The following is a 22,974-nucleotide window of genomic DNA, read 5'->3' as shown; positions in this document are numbered from 1 at the left end:
TGCCGGCCCAACCGGCGCCCTAGCTACCAGCGAACGTGCCGCAGGGCCACAGGAAGCGAGGGAGAACGCCGGGATCTTGACGTAAGGTGATCACGCGTCGAGGCAGGCGAAGGCGTCGAGGTCGAGGGCGTGGCCGGCCCGGTCGCGCTTGGCCGTCAGGTAGCGGATGTTCTCCGGCGTGATCCGGCCGAGCGCCCGCTGGGTCTCGACCACGGTGAGCCCGGCGGCCTCCAGACTCGCGGCCTTCTCGGGATTGTTGCTCAGGAGCCGGACCCTGCTCACGCCGAGGGCCTTCAGCATCGCGGCCGCGAAGTCGAACCGGCGCTGGTCGAGGCCGAAGCCGAGGGCCTCGTCGGCCTCGTAGGTGTCGAGCCCGCGAGCCTGCAGGTCGTAGGCGCGGATCTTGTTGGCGAGCCCGTTCCCGCGGCCCTCCTGGTCGAGGTAGAGCACGATGCCGCCGCCATGCTGCGCCATCCAGCCGGCGGTGCCCCGCAGCTGGTCGCCGCAATCGCATTTGAGCGAGCCGAACAGGTCGCCGGTGAGGCAGGCCGAGTGCAGCCGGACCGCCACCGGCTCCGACAGGTCCGGCTTTCCGATCACCACCGCCACCTGATCGCGCAGGCCCTCGCCGCCGCGGAAGACCACGAACTCGCTGTCCGGCGCGCTTGCCAGCGGCACCGGCGCCCGGCTGACCGGCCGCAAGGCAGCGGCCTGCCGGCCCGGATAGCGGGCGACCGCCTCCGCCGCGACCGCGAGGGTGCCGGGCGGCACGTCCTCGCCCGGCACCACCAGGACGGCCGGCAGCACCTGGGCCAGCGCCATCAGGGCGAGCGCCGCGGTATCGCCGGCGGAGGCCGGCGCCACGGGAGCGTCGATCCGCCCGTCGAGGCGCAGGGCCAGGGCCTCGATCCGGGCGGGGTCGATCTCCGGCAGGGCGACCGCGCCGGCTTCGGTCCGATCGGTCAGGCCGAGGCGGCGCAGGCGCGGCGCCGGCAGGACCAGGCGGGCGCCTTGCCCTGCCGCTTGTCCCGTCCCTAGCGCCGCGAAGGCGGCGACAGTGTCGGCCTCGAGCGCCTCCGCCGACAGGGCGAGCACGGGATCGCGGCCGCTCAGGGCCACCGGGCGGCCGGCGCGGATCTCCGCCAGGGCCCGCTCGACGTCGATCTGGTCCCGGCCCGCGGCCGGGTCTACACTGCTGCTGCTCTGCATCGTGACCGACATCATCGACCCTGAGAGAGGCGGCCCGTCGCCGTCGCGGCGGACCATGAGGGAGAACCGGCGAGGGGAAGGCGCCACGGTTCGACAACGAACGGCATGTGGTGCCTGCGGCCCCGCTTCGCCGCGGATCCCTCCATCAACCTTTCGCGATTGTCCAGATCGACCATACGCCCCGGGAGTGAGGCCGCATGACCCCGCGCAGTTACGCCCCGTCCCAGAAGGTGCTGCACTGGGCCGTCGCCGCCCTGATCGTCGCCCTGGTGCCGATCGCGCTCGCCATGGCCAACCTGCCAGACGGGCCTCTGAAGAACGCGCTCTACGAGTGGCACAAGTCGTTCGGGCTCACCGTGCTGGCGCTGGCGCTGGCGCGGATCCTGGTGCGCGCCGCCCGCGGCGCCCCGCCCCTGGTGGCTGGCCTGCCCGCCTGGCAGCGGCGGGCGGCCCACGCCTCGCACCTCGCGCTCTACGTCCTGATCGTGCTGGTGCCGCTGCTCGGCTGGGCCGGCACCTCGGCCTGCTGCGCGCCGGTGATGCTGTACTTCACCCTGCCCCTCACCCTGCCGGTCTCCGGCGGCATGCCGGTGGGCGAGGCGATCCTCAGGGTGCACCAGGTCGCGGCCTTCACGCTGGTGGCGCTGGTGGCGCTGCACGCGGGTGCGGCCCTGCACCATCATCTGGTGCGGCGGGACGGGACCTTGCGGCGGATGTGGCCGGGGCGGGGATGAGCGGGAGGGCGCCCGTCTCCTCACGCGCCCTCCCGCGCCCGGCACGGATCCGAGCGCCGGCATCCGGCCGGAGCGGGGTCCGACGACCCGGATCCCGGTTTGACGCGGAGGGCACGGCGCGCTCGCGGACCCGAAGCGGCGCCCGGGCACCGCTCTCCGTCGCTTCGACCCGTCGCCCGCCTCGACCGACGCTGACGCGCCCGGCGCTCCCGTCAGCGTCCGTAAATCGACCCGGGATCGAAGCTCAGGCGATGCTTGGAACGTCGAGCATGAGTGCCGCGCCACGCTCGCGCACGCGTCATTTCCGAATTCGGCCATATCGATATTGTTGCCGTGCTGATGGTCGCCGTGCAGAGATCAATCGCGGGCTCAAGGGTCGCGTCTGCCGAGCCGTCCGTGGCCGTGCCGTGGTGATCCGCAGCGGCCTTGGTCGCGGCGCGCGGCCGGCCGCTGCCGCGCGTCGATCGGCATGTCTAGATCGGGCTCCGAACGAGCAACGGGCCCCTCAACGTTGATCAGTCGCCGCGCCCACACAGCGCCCGAGAGCGGCCGATCACTGGCGTCAAGGCATCCGCCGGTGTACATGCTTCGCCTGTGTGCCGAAGCTGGGAACCAGGGTTCAGTTGGGCAAAGCCATGAATCGACGATCATCGAATCGTCTGTGGCTGAAACGAGGCGATGCAACATCAGCGCGGTCAATTCGCGCAGATTTGAAAGAGAAGCGCAGTTATGATGTTTGAGAAGGACTGCCTGATCCACCCGGTGATCCTGTGCGGCGGATCGGGGACGCGGTTGTGGCCGGCCTCCCGCGAGAGCTTCCCCAAGCAGTTCCTGCCGCTGGCGGAGCCCGGCCGGTCGTCGTTCCAGGCCACCGCCGCGCGGCTCACCGACGGCGCCTCGTTCGCCCGGCCGGCGGTCATCTCCGCCAACGACGCCCGCTTCCTCGTCGCCGAGCAGCTCGCCCAGGCCGGGGTCCAGGCCGACATCCTGCTCGAGCCCTGCCGGCGCGATTCCGCCCCAGCCGTCGCCGTCGCGGCGCTCCACGCCGCCGCCCGCGATCCCCAGGCCCTGGTGCTGATCCTGCCCGCCGACCACGCGGTCGGGGACGACGCCGCCTTCGTGCGTGCCGCGCGCGCCGCCCGGGCCGGGGCGATGGCCGGGCACATCATGACGCTGGGCATCACGCCGACAGGCCCGTCCACCGCCTACGGCTACATCCAGCCCGGCGCGCCCTTGCCCGGCGAGACCGGCGCCCACACGGTCGCGCGCTTCCTGGAGAAGCCGGACGCCGCCCGCGCCGCCGGCCTGATCGCCGACGGCGCCTTGTGGAACGGCGGCTATTTCCTGTTCCGCGCCGACGTGATGCTGGACGAACTCGAGGCCCACGCGCCGGCGGTGCTGGAGGCCGCCCGCGAGGCCCTCGCGACGGCCGCCTGCGACCTCGACTTCGTGCGCCTGGGCGAGGAGGCGTTCGGGCGCGCGCCGCAGATCTCGATCGACTACGCCGTCATGGAGCGGACCCGCCGCGCCGGCGTGCTGCCGGTGGACTTCCCGTGGTCGGATATCGGCACCTGGGGAGCGCTGTGGGAGGTTTCACCGAGGGATGCCGATGGCAACGCGCTGCGCGGCCGGACCGCTGTGCGCGACACCCGCAACAGCCTGGTGCACTCCTCCGGCGAGATCCTGACCACGGTGGTCGGCCTCGACGATGTGGTGGTGGTGGCAACCGACGACGCGGTGCTGGTGACGAGCCGGAGCGCGGGCGCGGAGGTGAAGGGCCTGGTCGAGACCCTGCGGCGGCGGGGCGATCCGGAGGCGGATGCCCACCGGCTGATGTACCGGCCCTGGGGTTCCTACCAGCGCATCGATATCGGAGGACGCTTCCAGGTGAAGCGGATCACCGTGAAGCCGGGCGGACGGCTGTCGCTGCAGAAGCATCATCACCGGGCCGAGCATTGGGTGGTGGTGCGCGGGACCGCCGAGGTCACCGTGGATGGTGCGGTGCGCCTCGTGCACGAGAACGAGGCCGCCTACCTGCCGATCGGCTGCGTGCACCGGCTGGCCAATCCGGGCAAGATTCCGCTCGAGCTGATCGAGATCCAGGTCGGCAGCTATACCGGCGAGGATGACATCATCCGCATCGAGGATGTCTACGGTCGTTAAATCACAATATGTACAGTGCCGCCAAGCAAAAGTCCTGATGTAGGCGGTTATCAATTCGCCGTTCGATGCGGTTAATTCGAGCGGCGGAAAAACCTGAACTCGCATCGAAAGAGGCGAAGTTTTCGGGATCAAGCGATCGAAGAGGCGTTCGAGAAGCGCGGCAAATATCTCGATCTCGTCTCCCAGGCGCGCTACCCTGTGGCTCGTGACCGCATCGCGGCGGCGCAAGGATGCGCCTCGCAGGCCAAGTCGATCGTGAACGACGCGGATCTGCATGTCCTGCGCGAGCTGCGCGCCGCGATCACCACCATCGACGGAAGCAATCCGGGCCAGGACGTCAACCAGCTGGCGTCTGACGAGGTGGTCGTGCGCGGCGACGTCGAGACGGTGGACACGGTGTTCGACACTTGCCGCGTCATCGGCGCCCCCTCGTCAGCGGGGCCGGCATCAAGGGCAAGGTCCTCGCGGGGGCAAGGTCCTCGCGGGCCCTGGCACACGGCACGGCGACGACGGCCTGATCGCCGAAACGCCGGCCGACCGGGTCGAGTGCATCCCGGCCGTCACCGTCCGGATGACGCCACGCCCCGGGCCGGCAGCGCCAGGAGATCGCGATGCCCGATCACCGCCTCGGTGCCCGGCGCCAGCCGTGCGGTCATCCAGGCCGCCGCCTCCGCTGCCCCGACGCGCCCGGTCTCCTGCGCCGCCCGCGCCGTGCCCTCGGCGAGCGGGTGCCGCAGCGCTGCCGCGTCCGATCCGAGCCGCCAGGGGCTCGCGGCGGTCTCGACCGCGTAGCCGTGGCTCCGGAAGGCGGTCTCCAGCGCCGCGGTCGCGCCCGGGCCGGCCGCGGGCCCGAACCCCTTGTCGCCGGCCTGATGGGCCAGGAAGGCGGCGTGGATCGCGGCATCGGCCGGGTGCGGCGGCGCCCAGCGCTCCTGGCCGTCATAGGTCAGGGCGGTGTAGAAGACGGCGCCGGCCCCTGCGACCGCCTCCGCGACGGCGGCGATCCAGCGTTCCGAGGCGAGGTCGAACAGGGCCGCCGCGGTGACGAGGTCCGGCCGCCCCACGAGAGCCGCCTCCGGATCGGCCGCGAGATCGAGGGCGCGGAACCGCACGGCGATCCGCGCCCCGCCGCGATGCAGGATCAGGCCGTCCCCGGCCGCCTCCGTCCCCTCGGCCCAGGCGGCGAGGCGCAGCCGCGCGGCAGAGAGCAGGGCGGGATCGTGATCGACCAGCACCCAGTCCTGCCGGGGACCCAGATGGGGCGCCAGCGCCCGCAGGTTCGAGCCGGTGCCGCAGCCGAGATCGACCGCCCGCACCGGCTCCGGCAGCGCCCGTGCCAGGGCGGAGACGAGGCCCGCGTCGCGGGCGGCGTGGTCGGCGGGCTCGCGCAGGGCGAGCCAGTCGGGGCTGAAGCCGCTCATGCTGTCCTCAGGCGGAAGTTCTCAGGAAGGCGGCGATGGCCGCGGCGGTGTCGGGCCAGCCCGGCAGGCGCCGCCCGGCGGCCCAGGACGCGGCGGCAGCCTCGGCCCGGCGGGCCGGATCGGCGATCAGCGCGCGCAAGGCGGCGGCGAGGGCGGCCGCGTCGCCGGGCGGCACCGTGAGGCCGGCGCCCGCCGGCGCCGTCTCGGCGGCAGCGCCGCCTGAGGTGGCGACGAGGGGGAGCCCCCTTGCCAGGGCTTCCGCCAGCGCCATGCCGTAGCCCTCGAACAGCGAGGCCGAGACCGCGAGGTCGGCCTCGGCAGAGAGCCGGTCGAGCGCCTCCGGCGTCACCGTGCCGGCCAGCGTGATGCGGTTCCGAAGATGCGACGCGGCGATCTGGTCGCGCAAGGCAGCGGCGCAGTCCGGCGCCCGGTCGAGGCTGCCGGCGATCGTCAGCGACCAGTCGAGGTCGGTCAGCGTCGCGAGCGCCCGCACCAGGACGTCGTAGCCCTTGCGCGGAGAGACGGTCCCCACCGAGAGGAGCCGGACCTGCGGGCCCGGCCGCGGCGCCACCCGTGCGGCGGGCGCCGTGCCCGGCTCGGCGACCGCGATCCGCCCGGACGGCACGCCGAATTCGGCCGCCAGCAGCCGCGCGGTGTAGCGGCTCGTCGCGACGACGCGGGAGGCCAGTGCCAGCGCCGTGCGCTCGCCGGCGACCAGCGCCGCTGCCCGCTCCGGCGGCAGGCCGGTCTCGTAGCCGAGGGGATGGTGCACGAGCGCCGCCACCGGGCGCCCGGCGGCGCGGATCACCTCGGGCGGCAGCGCCCCGTAGGCGAGCCCGTCGACGAGGAGCGCGGCGTCGGCCGGCCCCTCCCCCAGGAGCGCGGCGGTGCGGGCGAGGTCGTCGGGGGTCGGGTCCGGGAACCCGCCCGGCAGGGCGAGATGCGTCACCGCCACCCCCTGCGCCGGCAGGTGCGCCAGGAGCTGGCGGGCATAGGCGTAGCCGCCGGTCGGCGCCGACAGGTCGCCCGGAACGGCGAGGACGAGGCGCATCAGGCGAGCGGCGCCTCGAACCAGGCCCGCGCCAGATGGGATTCGTGCAGGGTCACGCGCAGCCGGCTCACCCCCTCGCCCCCGGGGCCGAGAGCGCCGGCCCGCGTGGCGGCGGCCATCGCCCGGTGGATGTGGCCGCACAGGAACTCGGTGGTGGTGTTCTCCCCTGAGAATTCCGGCAGGTCGTCGAGGTTGCGGTAGTTGAGCGGCGCCAGGATCGCCTTCAGCGCCTCGCTCGCCCGGCCGATATCGACCACCACCCCGTCCGGGGTCAGGCTCTCGCGGAAGAACGCCACGTCGACCACGAAGGTCGCCCCGTGCAGCCCCTGCGCAGGCCCGAACAGCTCCCCCCGGAAGCTGTGGGCGATCATCACGTGGTCGCGGACCTCGACGGCGTACATGGGCGGCTTCCTCAATAGCGGATCACGGTGCACAGGCCCGGCGCGCCGGGGCCAAGGAGGCGCGGCAGAGCGGCGGGCAGGTCGTCGAAGGCGACCTCCTCGGTGAGGAGGGCGTCGAGGCGGTCGTCGCGCAGCAGGTCGAGCGCCTTGAGGAGGCGGCGCCGGTGGCTCCATCGCGGGCGGCGCGAGGCCGCCACCGCCCCGACCTGGCTGGCGACGAGGCGCAGGCGCTTGGCGTGGAAGGCGAGGCCGAGCGGCGCGGCGACGGCTGTCTCGCCGTACCAGCTCAGCTCGACGATTCCAGCCTCCTCCCCGGCGAGCGACAGGGCGAGCGCCAGCCCGGCCTCGCTGGCGCTGGCATGGAAGACGATGTCGGCCTCGGGCGCCACCGCCTCCGGCAGCGCGAAGGCGAGACCGAGGGCCCGCGCCGTCCCGGCCCGGGCGGGATCGCGGTCGATCAGGCAGACATCCGCTCCCGGAAGGCCGGCGCAGAGATGGGCGACGAGGAGCCCGACCACCCCGCCGCCGACCACCGCGATCCGGTCCCCCGGCCCGGCGCCGGAATCCCACAGGGCGTTCAGCGCCGTCTCCATGTTGGCGGCGAGCACGGCGCGACGCGGCGGCAGGCCCTCCGGCAGGGGGCAGAGCGCCGCCCGGGGCGCGACGAACGCTTCCTGGTGCGGCTGGAGCGCGAAGACGCGCTCGCCGTCCTCCGTCTCGGCCACCGCGCAGTAGCCGTACTTGACCGGGAACGGGAACTCGCCGCTTTGCGCCGGCGCCCGCATCCGCCCGGCCACCGAAGCGGGCACGCGGCCCTCGAAGACCAGCCGCTCGGTGCCCCGGCTCAGAGCCGTCCACAGGGTGCGCGCCCGCACCCCGTCCGGACCCGGTGGGGACAGGCGCTCTTGCCGCAGCTCCGCTTGACCGGCTGCGCTATACCAGAGCGCCCGCACGATCTCCGCGGTGCCGCTCCCGGATGCCTGACGATGCCGCAAACCGACTCCTCGGTGGTCACCCTCGCGGAAGGGGCCTCCCGCGCTCCTCTCACGACGCCGACGGGCCTGCAAGCCTGCATCACCCTGCGTCGCCGGCGCTGGCTGGTGCTCGGGCTCTGCCTCGCCACCGTCTTGGGCCTCGCGGCGGGCCTCTGGGCGGTGCTGGCGCAGGACGGGTTCGACGGGCTCGACCTGGCGCTCCTCGCCTGCGGCCTCGCCACCCTGCCCTGGACGGTGTTGGGCTTCTGGAACGCCGCGATCGGCTTCCTGCTCCTGCGGGCCGGCCGCACGGGCGTGCTGGCGGCCGCGCCCCACGCGGCGGCGGGCGAGGGGGAGGCTCCGCTCCATCTCACGACCGCCGTGGTAATGACCCTGCGCAACGAGGACCCGGGCCGGGCCCTGTCGCGCCTCGCCCTGGTGCGCGAGAGCCTGGAGCGCACCGGCCACGGCAGCGCCTTCCAGTACCACGTGCTGAGCGACAGCGACGATCCGGGCATCATCGGGGCCGAGGAGGCGTGGGTCGCGGCCTGGCGCGCCGGTCTGCCCGGGACGGGAGCGGCCCGGATCCACTACCGCCGGCGCCGCGACAATGCCGGCTACAAGGCCGGCAACCTGCAGGACTTCTGCGCCCGCAGCGACGCCGACCTGATGCTGCCCCTCGACGCCGACAGCCTGATGACCGGACCGGCGATCCTGCGCCTCGTGCGGATCATGCAGGCGCATCCGCGCCTCGGCATCCTGCAGAGCCTGGCGATCGGCGCGCCGGCGTCGAGCGCCTTCGCCCGGCTGTTCCAGTTCGGCATGCGCCACGGCATGCTGCCCTACACGCTCGGCGCCGCCTGGTGGGGGGCGGAATGCGGCCCGTTCTGGGGCCACAACGCGCTGGTGCGCATCGCCCCCTTCTCGGCCCATTGCCGGCTGCCGCCGTTGCGCGGCGGCGGGGCGGTGCTGTCGCACGACCAGGTCGAGGCGGTGCTGATGCGCCGGGCCGGCTACGAGGTCCGGGTGCTGCCGATCGAGGAGGGGAGCTTCGAGGACAATCCGCCGACGCTGCTCGACCACCTCACCCGCGACGCCCGCTGGTGCCGCGGCAACCTGCAATACCTGCGCCTGCCCGCCCTGCCGGGCCTCGAGCCGATGAGCCGGTTCCAGCTCGCCTGGGCGGTGATGATGTTCCTCAACCCGCCCGCCCTGACGCTCGTCCTCCTGCTCCTGACCTGGCGCGCCGCGACGCACGCTGGCCCGGCCGCCGGGGCCGCGGAACTCTACCTCGTCTGGCTCCTCCTGTCGCTTGCCCCGAAGCTCGCCGGCTATGCCGCCGTGCTGGCGCACGGGCGAGCGCGGGCGGCCCATGGCGGGGGCGTCCGCTTCCTCGCCGGGATGATGGCGGAGATCGCCGCCTCGTTCCTGCTGCTCGGCGCCGCGTCGGTGCGGCTCACGGCCGTGATGATCGGGCTCGCGCTCGGTCGGGCGGGGCTGTGGACGGCGCAAGACCGGGACGCAAGGGGCGTGCGCTGGGGCGAGGCGTTCCGCGCCTTGGGCGGCGTCACGCTGTTCGGCATCGTCGTGTGCGGGGCGCTCGCCCTCGTCTCGCCGGTGCTCCTCGCCTGGAGCCTGCCGCTCACCCTCGGCAGCCTGCTGGCGGTGCCGTTCTGCGTCCTCACGGCGGCGCCTGGGACGGGCCGCGCCATGGTCCGGGTAGGGCTCTGCGCGACGCGGGAGGAGATCGCGCCGCCTTGGGAGATCGCGCGGCTGGGCGAGGAGAGGGATGGGTTGGTGTCGGGGTGATGTGAACTCGGTGACGGGGTGGCCGAGACATCTCTGCGCCACCTCGCGACCGGCCTACCGGACCGACCAGCGCGACGGTATGAGAAGCATGGCCTGAGGGTGGGAACCGGTCGTCGGCCCAGCAGAAATGCATGGTGCGACCCTGCTCGGGCTCTTGTTCTTGCATCATCGTCGTCGCCGAACCGGTGACCGCTTCGGCGAATGATGCTCAGCGACCCTGTTCGGTCTGACGGCGGACATCCGGGTTGGCCTTCGCCAGCGGGGCGACGGCGGTGAAGTCGACGCCATCGGAGCGGTAGTCGATGTCGGCCCGCCCACCGATCTCCGTGGCCAGAACGCGCTTGATGAGTTGCGTCCCAAAGCCCGTCTGGCGCGGGGCGACAACCGGGGGGCCTCCCCGCTCCCGCCAGAGCAGATGGAGGAGCGGATGCTCCTCCTCGCCCTTGATGCTCCAATCCACGGTGACGACGCCTGTGGCGACAGACAGCGCGCCGTACTTGGTCGAGTTGGTCGCTAGCTCATGAAGCGCCAGGGCGTAGGCGACGACAACCTGTGGAGGTAGGTGCAGGTCCGGACCCGAAAGATGAAAGCGGTCGGCGTCCTCGACGCCGAAAGGAGCGAGCGAACGCATGATGAGGTCGCGCATGGAGGCGCTGCCGAAATCCTCGGCGACCAAAAGGGCGTTGGCGGCCGACATAGCCTGGATGCGCGCCGTGAGCGTCGCGGCGGCGTCCTGCAGCGAGGTCGCGTGCCGCATGGTCTGCGAGACGACGGCTTGCAGCGAGGTCAGCGTATTCTTCATGCGGTGATGGAGTTCGTGGGTCACCAGCGCGCGATGGCTCTGGACCACCCGCCGTTCCGTAATGTCCTGCGACGTTCCCGTGATGAGGATCGGCGTTCCGTCCGCACGGTAGTGTGCTTTCCCTCGAATCTGGACCCATCGCTCCTGACCGGCAGGCGTTGTCAGGCGGTACTCGGCGTCGAGGAGCGAGCGGTTCGCGATCGCCTGCTCGATCGCGTCCTGCTGGACCGCACGATCGTCCGGGTGGATGGAGGCGCGCAGGTCTTCGAGGCTGAGCGGGTCGCCGGGCTGGCGTCCGCAGATGACCTTGCAGCTGTCGGATGCCGTCAGATGCCCGGTGTCGAGGTCGATGCTCCAGCTGCCGAGCTGCCCCGCCTCCAGAGCAAAGCGCAGGCGCTCCTCGCTCGCCTGCAACTCGATATTGCGCTGCGCGACCTCCGCCTCCAATCCGTCCCGGTCACGCTGGAGTCGTGCCAAGCGTTCGCGCTCCAGCGTGACATCGAACTGGGACGCGAAGAAGTAGGTGAGCTGACCGTCTTCCCCGAACACGGGCGAGACGAGGAGGCGGTTCCAGAACGTCGAGCCGTCCTTCTTATAGTTCAGGAGGTCGAGTTCGATCGGCGTCCTGCTCTCGATCGCGGCCCGCAAGCGCGCCACGTCGGCGCGGTCGGTCTCAGGTCCCTGCAGGAACCGACAGTTCCGCCCGAGAACGGTGTCACGATCGTAGCCCGTCAGCCGAGCGAAGGCCGCGTTCGCGAAGACGATCGGGTTGTCGTCTCGGCGCGGGTCGGTAATCAACATCGGCATGCGTGTGGCGCGAACGGCCGAAGAAAAAGGGTCTGGCCCGGAATCCGCCCGCGTCAACTCGCGAACGATGCGGGCCTCTTCCCGATAGTCCGGCACCTCGATACTTCCCGCACGCCTTGCCCCTCGAGCCTCATAGATAGGGCGCAGGAGCCTGGCCATGAAGAGCACGGGAGACCCGAGACATAGCCCCTGGCCACCCATTCGGAACCACGACCAGTGGAAGCCACGGAACGCAGATTGGCCGACCAATGGCGACCGAACGCCATGCCCCGTCACGGTCCGCCACGCTTCGATGACCCGCCCACCCGTCGCCGATGTCCGAGTGGCGTCGCAAGCAGCCCCTCGCAGGGTTGCGCCGGTCAGGCTCCGATCCCATCCGTCGCAGTCCGCGGGCCGGGAGAGGCGGCCCCTCTCCCGCTCACGGACCGACACCCCTCACCCCGCGAAGTCCCGCTTCAGCCCCCGCCGCGTCCGGTGCCGCTCCAGCGCCAGGTCGACCAGACGGGTCAGCAGCTCCGGATAGGGGATTCCGGAGGCCTCCATCATCTGCGGGTACATGCTGATCGACGTGAAGCCCGGCAGGGTGTTGACCTCGTTGAGGTAGAAGTCGCCGCTTCTCCGGTCGAGGAAGAAGTCGACGCGGGCCATCCCGCTGCATTCGAGCGCCTCGAAGGCCTGGAGCGCGAGCGCGCGCACCCGCTCCATCTGCTCGGGCGCGATATTGGCCGGCAGGTCGACGCTGGCGCCCTCGGGGTCGAGGTACTTGGCGGCGTAGGAGTAGAAATCGTGGTGCGGCTGCGGGTTCAGCTCGCTCGCGACGCTGACGAAGGGCGGATCGCCGTCGAGCACCGCCACCTCGACCTCGCGGGCGTCGATGCCCTGCTCGACCAGCACCTTGACGTCGTACCGGAAGGCGTCGGCGAGGGCGGCGGGCAGGTCGGCCCAGGCCTTGACCTTATGGATGCCGACGCTGGAGCCCATGTTGCAGGGCTTGACGAAGACCGGGAGCGTCAGGGAGGCCGCGATGTCGTCGAGGGAGACCGCGCCGCGCTCGTAGGCGCGGCGGGTGAAGGCGCGGTAGGGCGCGATCGGGATGCCGGCGAGGCCGGCGAGCCGCTTGGTGACGTCCTTGTCCATGCCGACCGCCGAGGCCATCACGCCCGAGCCGACATAGGCGGTCTCGGTCAGCTCCAGCAGGCCCTGCAGGGTCCCGTCCTCGCAGAGCGGCCCGTGCAGGACCGGGAACACCACGTCGATCTCGGCGCGTGCCGGCTCGCCGTCGAGCGCGACCACGGCGGCGCGCCCGCCGCTCCCTTGCGCCAGGCGGATTTCGGGGCTCTCCGGCGGGATCGCCAGGCTCTCGTCCCCGGTCTGGGTGATCCGGCGCAGGTCGTGGCGCTGCCAGCGCCCGGCCTTGTCGATGCTGACCGGGATCACCTCGAATCGGTCGCGGTCGAGATGGCGGATCACCGAGGCGGCGGAACGCAGCGAGACCTCGTGCTCGCCGGATCTGCCGCCATACAGGACGGCGACGCGGGTCTTCTCGGTCATGCGCGAACCCTCGATCACCTGGAATCCGAAAACCCCAGGAACCCAAAACCCCATGCCGCGCGAAGCCCGCGCGGCGGCCCTGATTATCGCCGGATGAAGATTTCAGAAACCCTACGGGGCGGCCGAGCCCCCTGAGGGGCCGCCGAGTTCGTCGCGCAGCAGGCCCAGAAAATTCTCCGTCACGGCGCCGGCCGGCGCCCGGTAGAGGGCGCAGACATCGGCGACCGGGGCCGGTCCGGCGAGGGGGCGGTAGGCGATGTCCGGCCGCTTCAGGGCGCCGATCGAGTCCGGCACCAGGGCGACGCCGAGGCCCGCCGCCACGAGGTTCACGAGCGAGGCCGATTCGACTACCTGCTGCATGATCCGCGGCGCGAAGCCGGCCGCGAGGCAGGCCTCCCGCAGGTAGGTGGCGAAGCGCGAATCCCGCAGGCGCAGCGAGACGAAGGGCTCGCCGGAGAGATCGCCCAAGGCGATCGCGGCGCGGTCCGCCAGAGGGTGGCCCGCCGGCAGGGCGACGCCGACCGCCTCGGGCCAGGCCCGCACCACCCGCAAGGTGGGATCGTCGGGCGGCCGGCGCAGGAAGCAGAGATCGGTGCGGTGGGCGTGCAACGCCGCCGGCTGCTCGCCCGGCGGCATCTCGTGCAGGCGCACCAGCACGTCGGGGTAGCGCTCGCCGAAGCACCGGATGAGCCGCCCGAGGGGCCCGGCCAGGATCGAGCCGGTGAGCCCGAGATCGAGGGTGCCGGTGCGCCCGGCCCCGACCGCCCGGGCCTCGCCGGAGGCCTCTTCCACCTCCGCCAGGATGCGCCGCGCCCGGACGAGGAAGGCGGTGCCGGCGGGGGTGAGAGCGACGCTGCGGCTGGTGCGCCAGAGGAGGGCGGTGCCCAGCTCCGCCTCGAGGTCGCGGATCTGCTGGCTCAGCGGCGGCTGCGAGACGCCCAGGCGCTCCGCCGCCGCGGTGAAGCTCAGGGAGTCCGCCACCGCCACGAAGTAGCGCAGGTGCCGCAATTCCACGACGGTTGGCCGGGCCGGATCCAGACGAAAGACGACTGGACCATACGCAACGGAATATTGGACGTCCAGCGGCGCCGGCCGCAAGGATGAGCCCGTGGTCCCGGCCGCGACCGGCGCGGCTCGACCTTCCAAGCCGACCTTTCCAAGTCGATCTCTCCAGGTCGACCAAGGGGCGGCTGGACAGCCCTCCGCCTCGGCCATACCCCAAGGCCACCGAACTCTAAGCCTACCAGATCCCAGGGCCACCGAACCCATTGGGCATCGATCGGACCCGACCGCCATGCAGCACGACCGGCCGCCCATCGACCCGTCCCTCGGCCAAACGTCCCTCGGCCAAATGTCCCTCGGCACTGCCGTGATGGCGCGCCTCGACGACCTCGCGCGCTTCAGCGCCGATGCGGACGGGCTCACCCGCCTCTATCTCACCCCCGCCCATGCGGGGGCCGCCCGGCAGGTGGCGGCCTGGATGGAGGAGGCCGGCATGTCGACCCGGCTCGACGCTGCCGCGACGGTGGTCGGCCGCTACGAGGCCGCGACTCCGTCCGCCCCGACCCTGCTCCTCGGCTCGCATATCGACACCGTGCGCCATGCCGGCCGCTACGACGGCAATCTCGGGGTCGTGACGGCGATCGCCGCCGTCAAGGTGCTGCACGAGGCCGGGGAGCGCCTGCCCTTCGCGGTCGAGGTGCTGGCCTTCGGCGACGAGGAGGGGGTGCGCTTCCCCGTCACCCTGACGGGCTCGCGGGCGCTGGCCGGGCTCGTCCGGCCCGACGCCCTCGCATGCTGCGACCGCGACGGGGTGAGCCTGGCGCAGGCCCTGCGCGACTTCGGCTGCGACCCCGACGGCGTGAGCGGGCTCGCCCGCGATCCGGCCGCGGTGCTCGGCTACCTCGAGGTCCATATCGAGCAGGGGCCGGTCCTGGAGGAGGCGGAGCTGCCGGTCGGCATCGTCACCGCCATCGCCGGGGCGAGCCGCCTCGTCGTCACGGTCGAGGGCCGGGCGGGCCATGCCGGCACGGTGCCGATGGGCCTGCGCCACGACGCCCTGGCGGCGGCGGCCGAGATGGTGCTGGCGATCGAGGCCGAGGCCAAGGCAAACCCGGACCTCGTCGCCACGGTGGGCCAGATCGAGGTGCCGCGGGGCGCCGTCAACGTCATCCCGGCGCTGACCCGGTTCAGCCTCGACCTGCGCAGCCCGAGCGATGCCGTGCGCCACGCGGCCCTCGCGCACCTGCACGCCGCCTTCGACGCCATCGCCGAGCGCCGCGGCGTGAGGGTGAGCGCTCAAGGCAGCTACGACGAGCCCGCCGTGGCTTGCGCGCCCGGGCTGATGGACGCCGTCGCCGACGGCATCTCGCGCCTCGGGTTGCGCCCCCTGTCCCTGGCGAGCGGGGCCGGCCATGACGGCCTGGCGCTGGCCGGCCTGTGCCCGATCGGCATGATCTTCGTGCGCTGCGCCGGCGGGCTCAGCCATTCCCCGGCCGAATCCGTCACCGCGGCCGATGTCGACGTGGCGACGCGCCTGCTCGTCGACGTGCTGCGCCATCTGCGCCCCGAATCCTTGCGCCCCGAATCCTTGGCCCGGCTCTCGCTTTAGGGCCCGGGTCCGCTTCCCGGCACCAACCAGGAGACCCACCGTGAAGGAACTGAAGATCAAGGCCGGCCCGTTCGACCTCGTCGGCCGGCTCGAGCTCGAGAAGGCGCCCCAGACCTGCGCGGCCTTCCTCAAGGCCCTGCCCTTCGTGAGCGAGGTGATCCACGTGCGCTGGAGCGGCGAGGGGGTGTGGATGCCCCTCGGCGATCTCGATTTCGGCGTCGGCTACGAGAACCACACCAGCTACCCGGCCCCGGGCCAGATGATCCTCTATCCGGGCGGCATCAGCGAGACCGAGATCCTGCTCGCCTATGGCGGCGTGCATTTCGCCAGCAAGGTCGGCCAGCTCGCCGGCAACCACTTCCTGACCATCACCACCGGCATCGAGCACGTCTACGATCTCGGCCGGATGACGCTGCTCAAGGGCGCCCAGCCGATCCGTTTCGAGGCGATGTAAGCCTCGGTGACGGCTCCGCCGCACTGGCTCTGACGAGATCCTCCCGGGCTCTGACAAGATCCTCTTGCGGCGGGGCGTCCCGCCCCGTACCCCTGACGGGGCGGCCGGCCCGGGTGAGGTCGTTCGCAGCTCCCGGACGGGGCGCGGGGCGCGGGGCGCTTGTGAGATGAACCTGAAACGGTCCTACCGCAGTCTCGTCGGCGGCGTCTGGGCGGGCGTGCTGACGACCTGCCTCGGCCTCGCCACGGTCACGGTCTGGACCGACACGCGCGACTACGAGCGCACGATCCGCGACGCGCAGAGCACCGCCGAGGCGGTGGTGCAGGCCCTGGGCCAGGAAGCGAACCGCCTCGTCTCCTCCGTCGACATGCTGCTCAGCGCCGCCGCCGCCCGGGTCGACGCGCATACCTTCGGGGCGAGCCAGAACTATACCCGCCAGCTCCTCTCCGGCCTGATGGCCCATATCCCCGCGGTGATGGCCGTGCGGGTGCTCGACGGCAGCACCTCCGGCGTGCTGTTCGGGCAGGGCGGGGCGGGCAGCGAGGGCCGGCCGAGCGACGCTGCGCTCATCCGCGCCGCCCTGTCGGTCGGCCAGTCCGAGCTCGCGGTCGGCGCGCCGACCCGGGTCGGGCCGGCCGATTCCTGGTTCGTCAGCGTGGCCCGCCTGGTGGTGCCGCGCCCGGGCGAGACGCCGCTCGTGGCGGTGGCCGACCTGTCGCTCACCGAGCTGCAGCGGCTCTACGGCCGGCTCGATCTCGGGCCCAACGGCGCCATCGGGCTCCTGCGCAGCGACGGCGTGATCCTGGTGCGCCACCCCTACGTACCGGACAAGGTCGGCCGCAGCGTCGCCGGCGGCTCCCTGATGCGGGCCGCCGCGGGGGCGCTCGGCGGCACCTTCGAGGGCAGCGCCTCGCCGATCGACGGCGTGCCGCGCTACGGCAGCTTCCAGCGCGTCGCCGGCGCGCCGCTCCTCGTCACCACCGGCGTCTCGAAGGACGAGACCCTGGCCGCCTGGCGCGAGGGCGTCCGGCAGGACGCCGCGGTGGTGCTCGGGATCAGCGCCGTGCTGGTCGGCCTCGGCTTCGGGCTGACCCGGGCCCTGATGCGCCACCGCGACCTCGAGGCGGAGGCCCGGCGCGCCGCCGGCATGCTCTCGGCCGGCGAGGCGCGCTACCGGCTGCTCGCCGAGAATACCAGCGAGCTGATCGTGCTCGCCCACGACGACGGCCGGCGCAGCTACGTCTCGCCGGCGGTGCGGCGCCTCCTCGGCTACACGGCGGAGGAGGCGGTGGCGATGCGCCTGCGCGACTGCGTCCACCGCGAGGACCTCGCCCTCCTGGTGACCCAGGCCCGCCGCCTCGCCGCCGGCGAGACGCAGGTCAGCGTGGTCTGCCGCGCCCGCCACCGCGCCGGGGGCTGGGTCTGGGTCGAGGGGGCGTTCCGGCGCATCCCGGGCGCCGCCCCCGGCGAGCCCGCCATCATCGCGACCTTCCGGGATGTCGGCGAGCGCCAGCGCCACGCCCGTGCCCTGGAGGAGGCGCGGATCACCGCCGAGCGGGCGAGCCAGGCCAAGACCGACTTCCTGGCCTCGATGAGCCACGAGATCCGCACGCCGTTGAACGGCGTCATCGGCTATGCCGACCTGCTCCTCGCCGACCGCACCCTGCCGGGCCGGCACCGGCGCTACGTCGACCGGATCGCCGCCGCGGGCGGGGCGCTGCTGACCGTCGTCGACGACATCCTCGACTTCTCGCGCATCGAGGCCGGCGGCATCGCCCTGGCCGAGGTGCCGTTCGCCCCCGCCGCCCTCATCGACAACGCCGCCTCGATCGTGCGCGGCCTGTCCGAGCCCAAGGGCCTCGCCCTCGACGTCGCCCTCGATCCCGCGGTGCCGGACTGGGTCCGGGGCGATCCCGACCGCCTGCGCCAGATCCTGCTCAACCTCCTCAACAACGCGGTCAAGTTCACCCCCGCCGGCCGGGTGGCGGTGCGGGTCGCGGCCGAGGGCGGGACCCTGCGCTTCTCGGTGTCTGACACCGGCATCGGCATCGCCCCCGAGCAGCACGGCCGCCTGTTCCAGCGCTTCAGCCAGGTCGACGGCTCGATCCGCCGGCAATACGGCGGCAGCGGGCTGGGGCTCGCCATCTGCAAGGGCCTCGTCGACCTGATGGGCGGCACGATCGGGGTCGAGAGCCGGCCGGGCGCCGGCTCGACCTTCTGGTTCCGGGTGCCGCTCACGGCCTGCGCGGCGCCGGCGGCGGAGGCCGCGGAGGGCCGTCCCGCCCCGGTGCGCCCGGCCCGCCTGCTGCTGGTCGAGGACGTGCCGATCAACCAGGACCTCGCCCGGGCGGTGCTCGAAGCCGAGGGCCACAGCGTCGACGTCGCCGGCGACGGGGCGATGGCGATCGAGGCGGTGCGGGCGACAACCTACGACCTCGTGCTGATGGACGTGCAGATGCCCGGGATGGACGGGATCACCGCCACCCGGACGATCCGCGGCCTGCCGGCTCCGACCGGCACCGTCCCGATCGTCGCGATGACTGCCAACGTGCTGCCGGCTCAGCTCGAGACCTTCCGGGCCGCCGGGATGGACGGCCATGTCGGCAAGCCGTTCAAGCGCGCCGAGCTCGCCGCGGCGATCGCCCGCCACCGCGCCGATGGCGGCGGCCCCGCGCCGCTCCCGGCGCTGATCGATGTCGAGGCCTTCGCGGCGGCCCGCAGCCTGATGGGCCCGGAGCGGATCGACGGCCTGCTCGGGATGCTCGCCGCCGAGCTGGAGCAGCGCTTCCGCGCCCGCAGCGGCGACCGCACCGGCCTCGCCCAGGACGCCCACGCGATGATCTCCGCCGCCGGCCTTCTGGGCTTCACCGGCCTGTCCGACCTCTGCCGCGAGATCGAGCAGGCCTGCCTCGCCGGCGCCGACCTGCCGGAGCTGCAACAGCGGATCGAGGCGGCACGGGCGGCGGCGTTGGAGCAGATCGAGACGTTGCGGGCGGCCTGAGGGGCATCACAAGGATCGGTCACCTCCCGTCTCGCCCTCATCCTGCGGCGACCGGAGATCGCAGGTCGCCGCAGGACGAGGGCGCGGGTGGGATTCGGCGCGGAGGCTGGCCGAATCCGCGATCCTGGCGGCGGGTTGCCGTGGGGACAAGCCGCGCCGCCGGGCGCGTTCGCCGTCGGGGACACTCTTGTCGCCGGACCCGCCATGCCGGTCTCTGAGGCGGCTGAACGCTCAATCGTTTTCGATCGGGCCCTCCCCATCTCCCGAACAGGAGCGAGCCTGCGGCCGGCCACGGCCGGGACGTCGCCGCACGGCCGCACCTCCCCGGGGGGAACCCACGCGCCCCCCGGCGTTGTCCCGTCGGACAGGACCTAACGAGGGAAACCGGACATGACGGAAACCGTGCTGATCGTCGGCGCGAGCGGGATCGTCGGCAGCGCCGCAGCGGGGGTGATGCGGGAGGCCGGCTGGACGGTGCTGGGGCTCGCCCGCACTCCGCCGGCGCAGGACGGCGTCGTGCCGGTCGCCGCCGACCTGCAGGATCCCGACAGCCTGACGGCGGCGCTGGCCCCGCACCGGCCGACCCGGGTGGTGCTCGCGACCTGGATGCGCCGGCCGACCGAGGCCGAGATGATCCGGGTCAACGGCGCGATGGTGCGCAACCTCCTCGACGCGCTGCAACCGGCCGGCAGCGTGCGCCACGTCGCCCTGGTGACGGGGCTGAAGCACTATCTCGGGCCGTTCGAGGCCTACGGAAAGGGGGCGGTGCCCCAGACCCCGTTCCGCGAGGAGCAGGGCCGGCTGCCGGTCGAGAATTTCTACTACGCTCAAGAAGACGAGGTCTTCGCGGCAGCGAAGCGCGATCGCTTCTCCTGGAGCGTCCACCGTCCGCACACCATCATCGGCAAGGCGGTCGGCAACGCGATGAACATGGGCACCACGCTCGCGGTCTACGCCACGCTCTGCCGCGAGACCGGCCGGCCGTTCCGCTTCCCGGGCTCGCCCATGCAGTGGAACGGGCTCACCGACATGACCGACGCGCGGCTGCTCGCCCGCCACCTGCTCTGGGCCTCGACCGCGCCCCAGGCGGCGAACCAGGACTTCAACGTGGTGAACGGCGACGTCTTCCGCTGGAGCTGGATGTGGGGCCGCCTCGCCGCCTGGTTCGGGCTCGAGCCCGCGCCCTTCGACGGCACCGTCCAGCCGCTGGAGCAGCAGATGGCCGGCGACGCACCCCTCTGGGCCGAGATCGCGGCGAAGCACGGCCTCGCCGAGCCGGAGCTGAACCGCCTCGCCTCGCCCTGGCACACCGATGCCGATCTCGGCCGGCCGATCGAGGTCGTCACCGACATGAGCAAGAGCCGCCGTCTCGGCTTCCTCGACTACCAGCCCACCGACGACGCCTTCTTCGCCCTGTTCGAGCGCCTGCGCGCCGACCGGCTGATCCCGTGACGCGGGTCCGGCGCCCCGGCGCCGGGCCCTCACAAGCAGAATATGTTGAATCAACCAAAGGTTGTATAAATATAGTAGGAATTGCTTCAGAACCTCTCATTATCGTGCCCCCGACGAGGAGATACGAGAGAATGTCCATCAGGGCGCGCGTATTCGGGGGGTTCGGTCTCATCCTCCTGCTGACGGTCGCGGTTGCAGCGATCGGGTGGCACAGCCTGACGGGTTTCGCCCGGCGGGTCGACACGGCCAACGCGGCGCAGATGCTGGCGGGCGAGATCGGGGATCTCGCGCTCGCCACCGACCGCGCCCTCAAGAGCGACGAGGCGCGCCGGGACGACGCGCTCCGGGCGGCGATCGGCCGGGTGCGGGCCAGCGCCGGCGCCTTCTCGGGCCGCCTCGCGGACGACCCGCAGGCCGCATCGTCGGCCGCCGGCATCGTCGGCGCCCTCGACGGGTTCGAGGCGGCCGTGAAGGCGTTCGGCACGCAGAAGGCGACGACGCGGGCGTTGCAGGACCGCCACGCCGCCCTGATCGCGGAGCTGCAGACGAACGTGGCCGGCATCGGCGCGGCGCAGGAGACGCAGCTCGCCCAGGCCGGCAAGGACCTGGAGCGGGCGCTGGCCGACCAGAAGACCGCCACCAACACCGCCGTCGTCGTGGCCTTCGCGATCCGCTCGGCGCTCGAGATGCAGGTACTGCAGGTCGGCTACCTCGCCGGCGACGGCGACGAGGGTCGGATGGAGATGGAATCGAAGGTCAATTCCGTCGCGGTGCTGATCCGGCGCCTCGGCGCCATGACCTCGACCGAGGCCGTCGAGCCGGCGCAGACCGCGATCGACGCCTACCACGCCAAGCTCGACGAGCCGATCGGGCCGGGCGGCAAGGCGGAGCGCGGGGCCGAACTCTCCTCCGTGTTCGGCAGCCTGATCGTCGGCCTGCGCCAGATCGAGCAGGCGCAGAACAACGCCCAGACCGCCGCCCAGGTGAGTCTACGCCAGCAGCAGGACAAGGTCGCCTCGGGCACGAGCCTGCTCGTCGCCAGCGGCAAGGCGATCAGCGCCGCCAAGGAGGCCGAGAGGCTGGAGCAGCGCCTGATCCTGGCCCGCGACGCCGAGGCCGCCAAGGCCCTCGACGTGACCGCCGCCGCACTGATCGATCAAGCCGAGACGATCCTGTACGGCGACATCGATTCCGCCGCCCAGGCCGTGCTGCGCGACCTCGGCGCCAAGGTGCGCGCGTTCAAGGACAGCATCCCGGACATCGTGAAGGCCAACGAGGCGCAAGCCGCGATCTTCGCCGATCTCGACCGGCGCTCGGCCGAGCTGGTCTCGGCTGCGCAGGGCATCGGCGCGAGCGAGCTCGCCCAGCTCACCGCCGAGCGCAACCGGGCGCTGTGGCTGCTCGCCGGCGGCGTCGGCCTCGCCTGCGCCATCGGGGCGGCGCTCGCCCTCCTGATCGGGCGCGGCATCACCCGGCCGATCGACCAGCTCTCGGGAGCGATGCGGGCGCTGGCCGGAGGCGACCTCGCCACCCAGGTCCCGGCGCAAGGCCGCCGCGACGAGATCGGCGCCATGGCGGGCACCGTGCAGGTGTTCCGCGAGGCGCTGCTCGCCAAGGACGCGGCCGACCGGGCGGCGGCGGCCGAGACCGCCGCCAAGGCCGAGCGGGCCGCGCGGCTCGAGGCCGTGACCCGCTCCTTCGAGGCCAACGTGGTGGCAATGACCGAGACCCTGGCCGAGGCCGCCGCCGGCATGGAGACGACCGCCCGGACGATGACCCGGGCCGCCGAGACCACCAACGGCCGCTCGGCCGAGGTGGCGGGCGCCGCCGAGCAGACGCTCGCCAACGTCCAGATGGTGGCGGCGGCGAGCGAGGAGCTTTCGGTCTCGATCGGCGGCATCGCCGCCCAGGTGGCGCAGTCGTCGGACATCGCCCGCGACGCGGTCGACCAGGCCCGCCGGACCGACGAGACGGTGCAGCGCCTGGTGAAGTCCGCCGACCAGATCGGCGACATCGTGGCGCTGATCTCCTCGATCGCCTCCCAGACCAACCTGCTGGCCCTCAACGCCACGATCGAGGCGGCCCGGGCCGGCGAGGCGGGACGCGGCTTCGCGGTGGTGGCGGCCGAGGTCAAGGACCTGGCGAGCCAGACGAGCCGCGCCACCGCCGAGATCGCCCAGCAGATCGGCCACATCCAGGAGACCACCGGCGGCGTCGTGCAGGCGATCCGGGACATCTCCGGGGTGATCGAGCGGATGTCGGAGATCGCCGAGGGCGTGGCCGGCGCCGTCGACCAGCAGGGCTCGGCGACCCAGGAGATCGCCCGCAACGTCCAGCACGCGGCGCAGGGGACGCAGGTGGTGACGACCGGCATCGTGGCGGTGCAGCGCGAGGCCGGCAGCACGGGCGCAGCCGCGGCCGAGGTGCTCGGCGCCGCGGATCGGCTCGGCCGCTACGCCGGGGAGCTGGAGCGCGAGGTGGCGGAGTTCCTGAATGGGGTGAAGGCGGCCTGAACCCCGACCGCTCCCGCTCGG

The 22,974-nt window shown here is 72.7% G+C and carries 16 protein-coding genes; 8 read left to right on the top strand and 8 right to left on the bottom strand.

Annotation, left to right across the window (positions count from 1 at the left end; genetic code table 11):
• Positions 1 to 90: 90 nt before the first annotated feature.
• Entirely contained in the window at positions 91 to 1,209 is a 1,119-nt protein-coding gene (gene ribA / locus DA075_RS16140; RefSeq protein WP_244936145.1) for a GTP cyclohydrolase II RibA, read from the bottom strand.
• A 197-nt stretch (positions 1,210 to 1,406) separates the two neighbouring features.
• On the opposite strand from ribA, the gene DA075_RS16135 reads away from it, so the two are divergent.
• Together DA075_RS16135 and DA075_RS16130 are read left to right on the top strand one after the other, a co-directional pair.
• The gene (locus tag DA075_RS16135; protein WP_099954096.1) at positions 1,407 to 1,943 is read left to right on the top strand and encodes a cytochrome b; all 537 of its coding nucleotides are present in this window, start codon (positions 1,407 to 1,409) and stop codon (positions 1,941 to 1,943) included.
• 732 nt (positions 1,944 to 2,675) lie between these two features.
• Positions 2,676 to 4,106: a mannose-1-phosphate guanylyltransferase/mannose-6-phosphate isomerase gene (locus DA075_RS16130; RefSeq protein WP_099956626.1), complete on the top strand. Its 1,431-nt coding sequence runs from the start codon at positions 2,676 to 2,678 to the stop codon at positions 4,104 to 4,106.
• Positions 4,107 to 4,666: 560 nt separating this feature from the next.
• Here the strand turns inward: DA075_RS16130 and DA075_RS16125 are convergent.
• From DA075_RS16125 to DA075_RS16110, 4 genes are read right to left on the bottom strand one after another with little or no spacing between them, the layout of a single operon-like run.
• A complete protein-coding gene (locus tag DA075_RS16125) occupies positions 4,667 to 5,527 on the bottom strand; it encodes an SAM-dependent methyltransferase (protein ID WP_099954095.1) in 861 nt (286 codons plus the stop codon).
• A 7-nt stretch (positions 5,528 to 5,534) separates the two neighbouring features.
• The gene (locus DA075_RS16120) at positions 5,535 to 6,578 is read right to left on the bottom strand and encodes a glycosyltransferase family 4 protein (RefSeq protein WP_099954094.1); all 1,044 of its coding nucleotides are present in this window, start codon (positions 6,576 to 6,578) and stop codon (positions 5,535 to 5,537) included.
• Positions 6,578 to 6,979 carry a 6-pyruvoyl trahydropterin synthase family protein gene (locus DA075_RS16115; RefSeq protein ID WP_099954093.1) on the bottom strand — a complete coding sequence of 134 codons (402 nt, stop codon included), beginning with the start codon at positions 6,977 to 6,979 and terminating at the stop codon, positions 6,578 to 6,580. Before DA075_RS16115 ends, DA075_RS16120 begins: the two co-directional genes overlap by 1 nt.
• Before the next feature lie 11 nt (positions 6,980 to 6,990).
• Complete coding sequence (locus tag DA075_RS16110) at positions 6,991 to 7,974, bottom strand: zinc-dependent alcohol dehydrogenase (protein WP_244936144.1); 984 nt, start codon at positions 7,972 to 7,974, stop codon at positions 6,991 to 6,993.
• Between DA075_RS16110 and mdoH the strand changes: the two genes are divergently transcribed.
• Positions 7,966 to 9,762: a glucans biosynthesis glucosyltransferase MdoH gene (gene mdoH / locus DA075_RS16105; RefSeq protein WP_099954092.1), complete on the top strand. Its 1,797-nt coding sequence runs from the start codon at positions 7,966 to 7,968 to the stop codon at positions 9,760 to 9,762. The genes DA075_RS16110 and mdoH overlap by 9 nt on opposite strands.
• Positions 9,763 to 9,970: 208 nt before the next feature.
• Here mdoH and DA075_RS16100 read toward each other — a convergent pair whose 3' ends face one another.
• The 3 genes from DA075_RS16100 to DA075_RS16090 all read right to left on the bottom strand — a co-directional run bounded on the left by DA075_RS16100 (position 9,971) and on the right by DA075_RS16090 (position 13,936).
• Complete coding sequence (locus DA075_RS16100; RefSeq protein WP_099954091.1) at positions 9,971 to 11,467, bottom strand: PAS domain-containing protein; 1,497 nt, start codon at positions 11,465 to 11,467, stop codon at positions 9,971 to 9,973.
• A gap of 339 nt (positions 11,468 to 11,806) precedes the next feature.
• Positions 11,807 to 12,922 (bottom strand): D-alanine--D-alanine ligase family protein, encoded by a 1,116-nt coding sequence (locus tag DA075_RS16095; RefSeq protein ID WP_099954090.1) that lies wholly within the window; start codon positions 12,920 to 12,922, stop codon positions 11,807 to 11,809.
• A gap of 111 nt (positions 12,923 to 13,033) precedes the next feature.
• Positions 13,034 to 13,936: a LysR family transcriptional regulator gene (locus DA075_RS16090; RefSeq protein WP_099954089.1), complete on the bottom strand. Its 903-nt coding sequence runs from the start codon at positions 13,934 to 13,936 to the stop codon at positions 13,034 to 13,036.
• Positions 13,937 to 14,216: 280 nt separating this feature from the next.
• Here DA075_RS16090 and DA075_RS16085 point away from each other — a divergent pair, with 280 nt between their 5' ends.
• The 5 genes from DA075_RS16085 (at position 14,217) to DA075_RS16065 (ending at position 22,953) form a co-directional block, all read left to right on the top strand.
• Positions 14,217 to 15,533 carry an allantoate amidohydrolase gene (locus DA075_RS16085; RefSeq protein ID WP_099954088.1) on the top strand — a complete coding sequence of 439 codons (1,317 nt, stop codon included), beginning with the start codon at positions 14,217 to 14,219 and terminating at the stop codon, positions 15,531 to 15,533.
• Between the two features lie 40 nt (positions 15,534 to 15,573).
• On the top strand, positions 15,574 to 15,987 hold the full coding sequence (locus tag DA075_RS16080; RefSeq protein WP_048450618.1) for a DUF3830 family protein: 414 nt from the start codon (positions 15,574 to 15,576) through the stop codon (positions 15,985 to 15,987).
• Positions 15,988 to 16,153: 166 nt separating this feature from the next.
• Positions 16,154 to 18,988, top strand: a complete 2,835-nt coding sequence (locus DA075_RS16075; RefSeq protein WP_099954087.1) for an ATP-binding protein — start codon at positions 16,154 to 16,156, stop codon at positions 18,986 to 18,988.
• Positions 18,989 to 19,378: 390 nt separating this feature from the next.
• Positions 19,379 to 20,440 carry an SDR family oxidoreductase gene (locus tag DA075_RS16070; protein ID WP_099954086.1) on the top strand — a complete coding sequence of 354 codons (1,062 nt, stop codon included), beginning with the start codon at positions 19,379 to 19,381 and terminating at the stop codon, positions 20,438 to 20,440.
• 131 nt (positions 20,441 to 20,571) lie between these two features.
• On the top strand, positions 20,572 to 22,953 hold the full coding sequence (locus DA075_RS16065; RefSeq protein WP_099954085.1) for a methyl-accepting chemotaxis protein: 2,382 nt from the start codon (positions 20,572 to 20,574) through the stop codon (positions 22,951 to 22,953).
• Positions 22,954 to 22,974 lie beyond the last annotated feature (21 nt).

Origin of the sequence: Methylobacterium currus, assembly GCF_003058325.1 — a bacterium.
Classification (GTDB): domain Bacteria; phylum Pseudomonadota; class Alphaproteobacteria; order Rhizobiales; family Beijerinckiaceae; genus Methylobacterium; species Methylobacterium currus.
The sequence above is the reverse complement of the archived record's forward strand: the minus strand, read 5'-3'. Positions and strand labels throughout refer to the sequence as shown.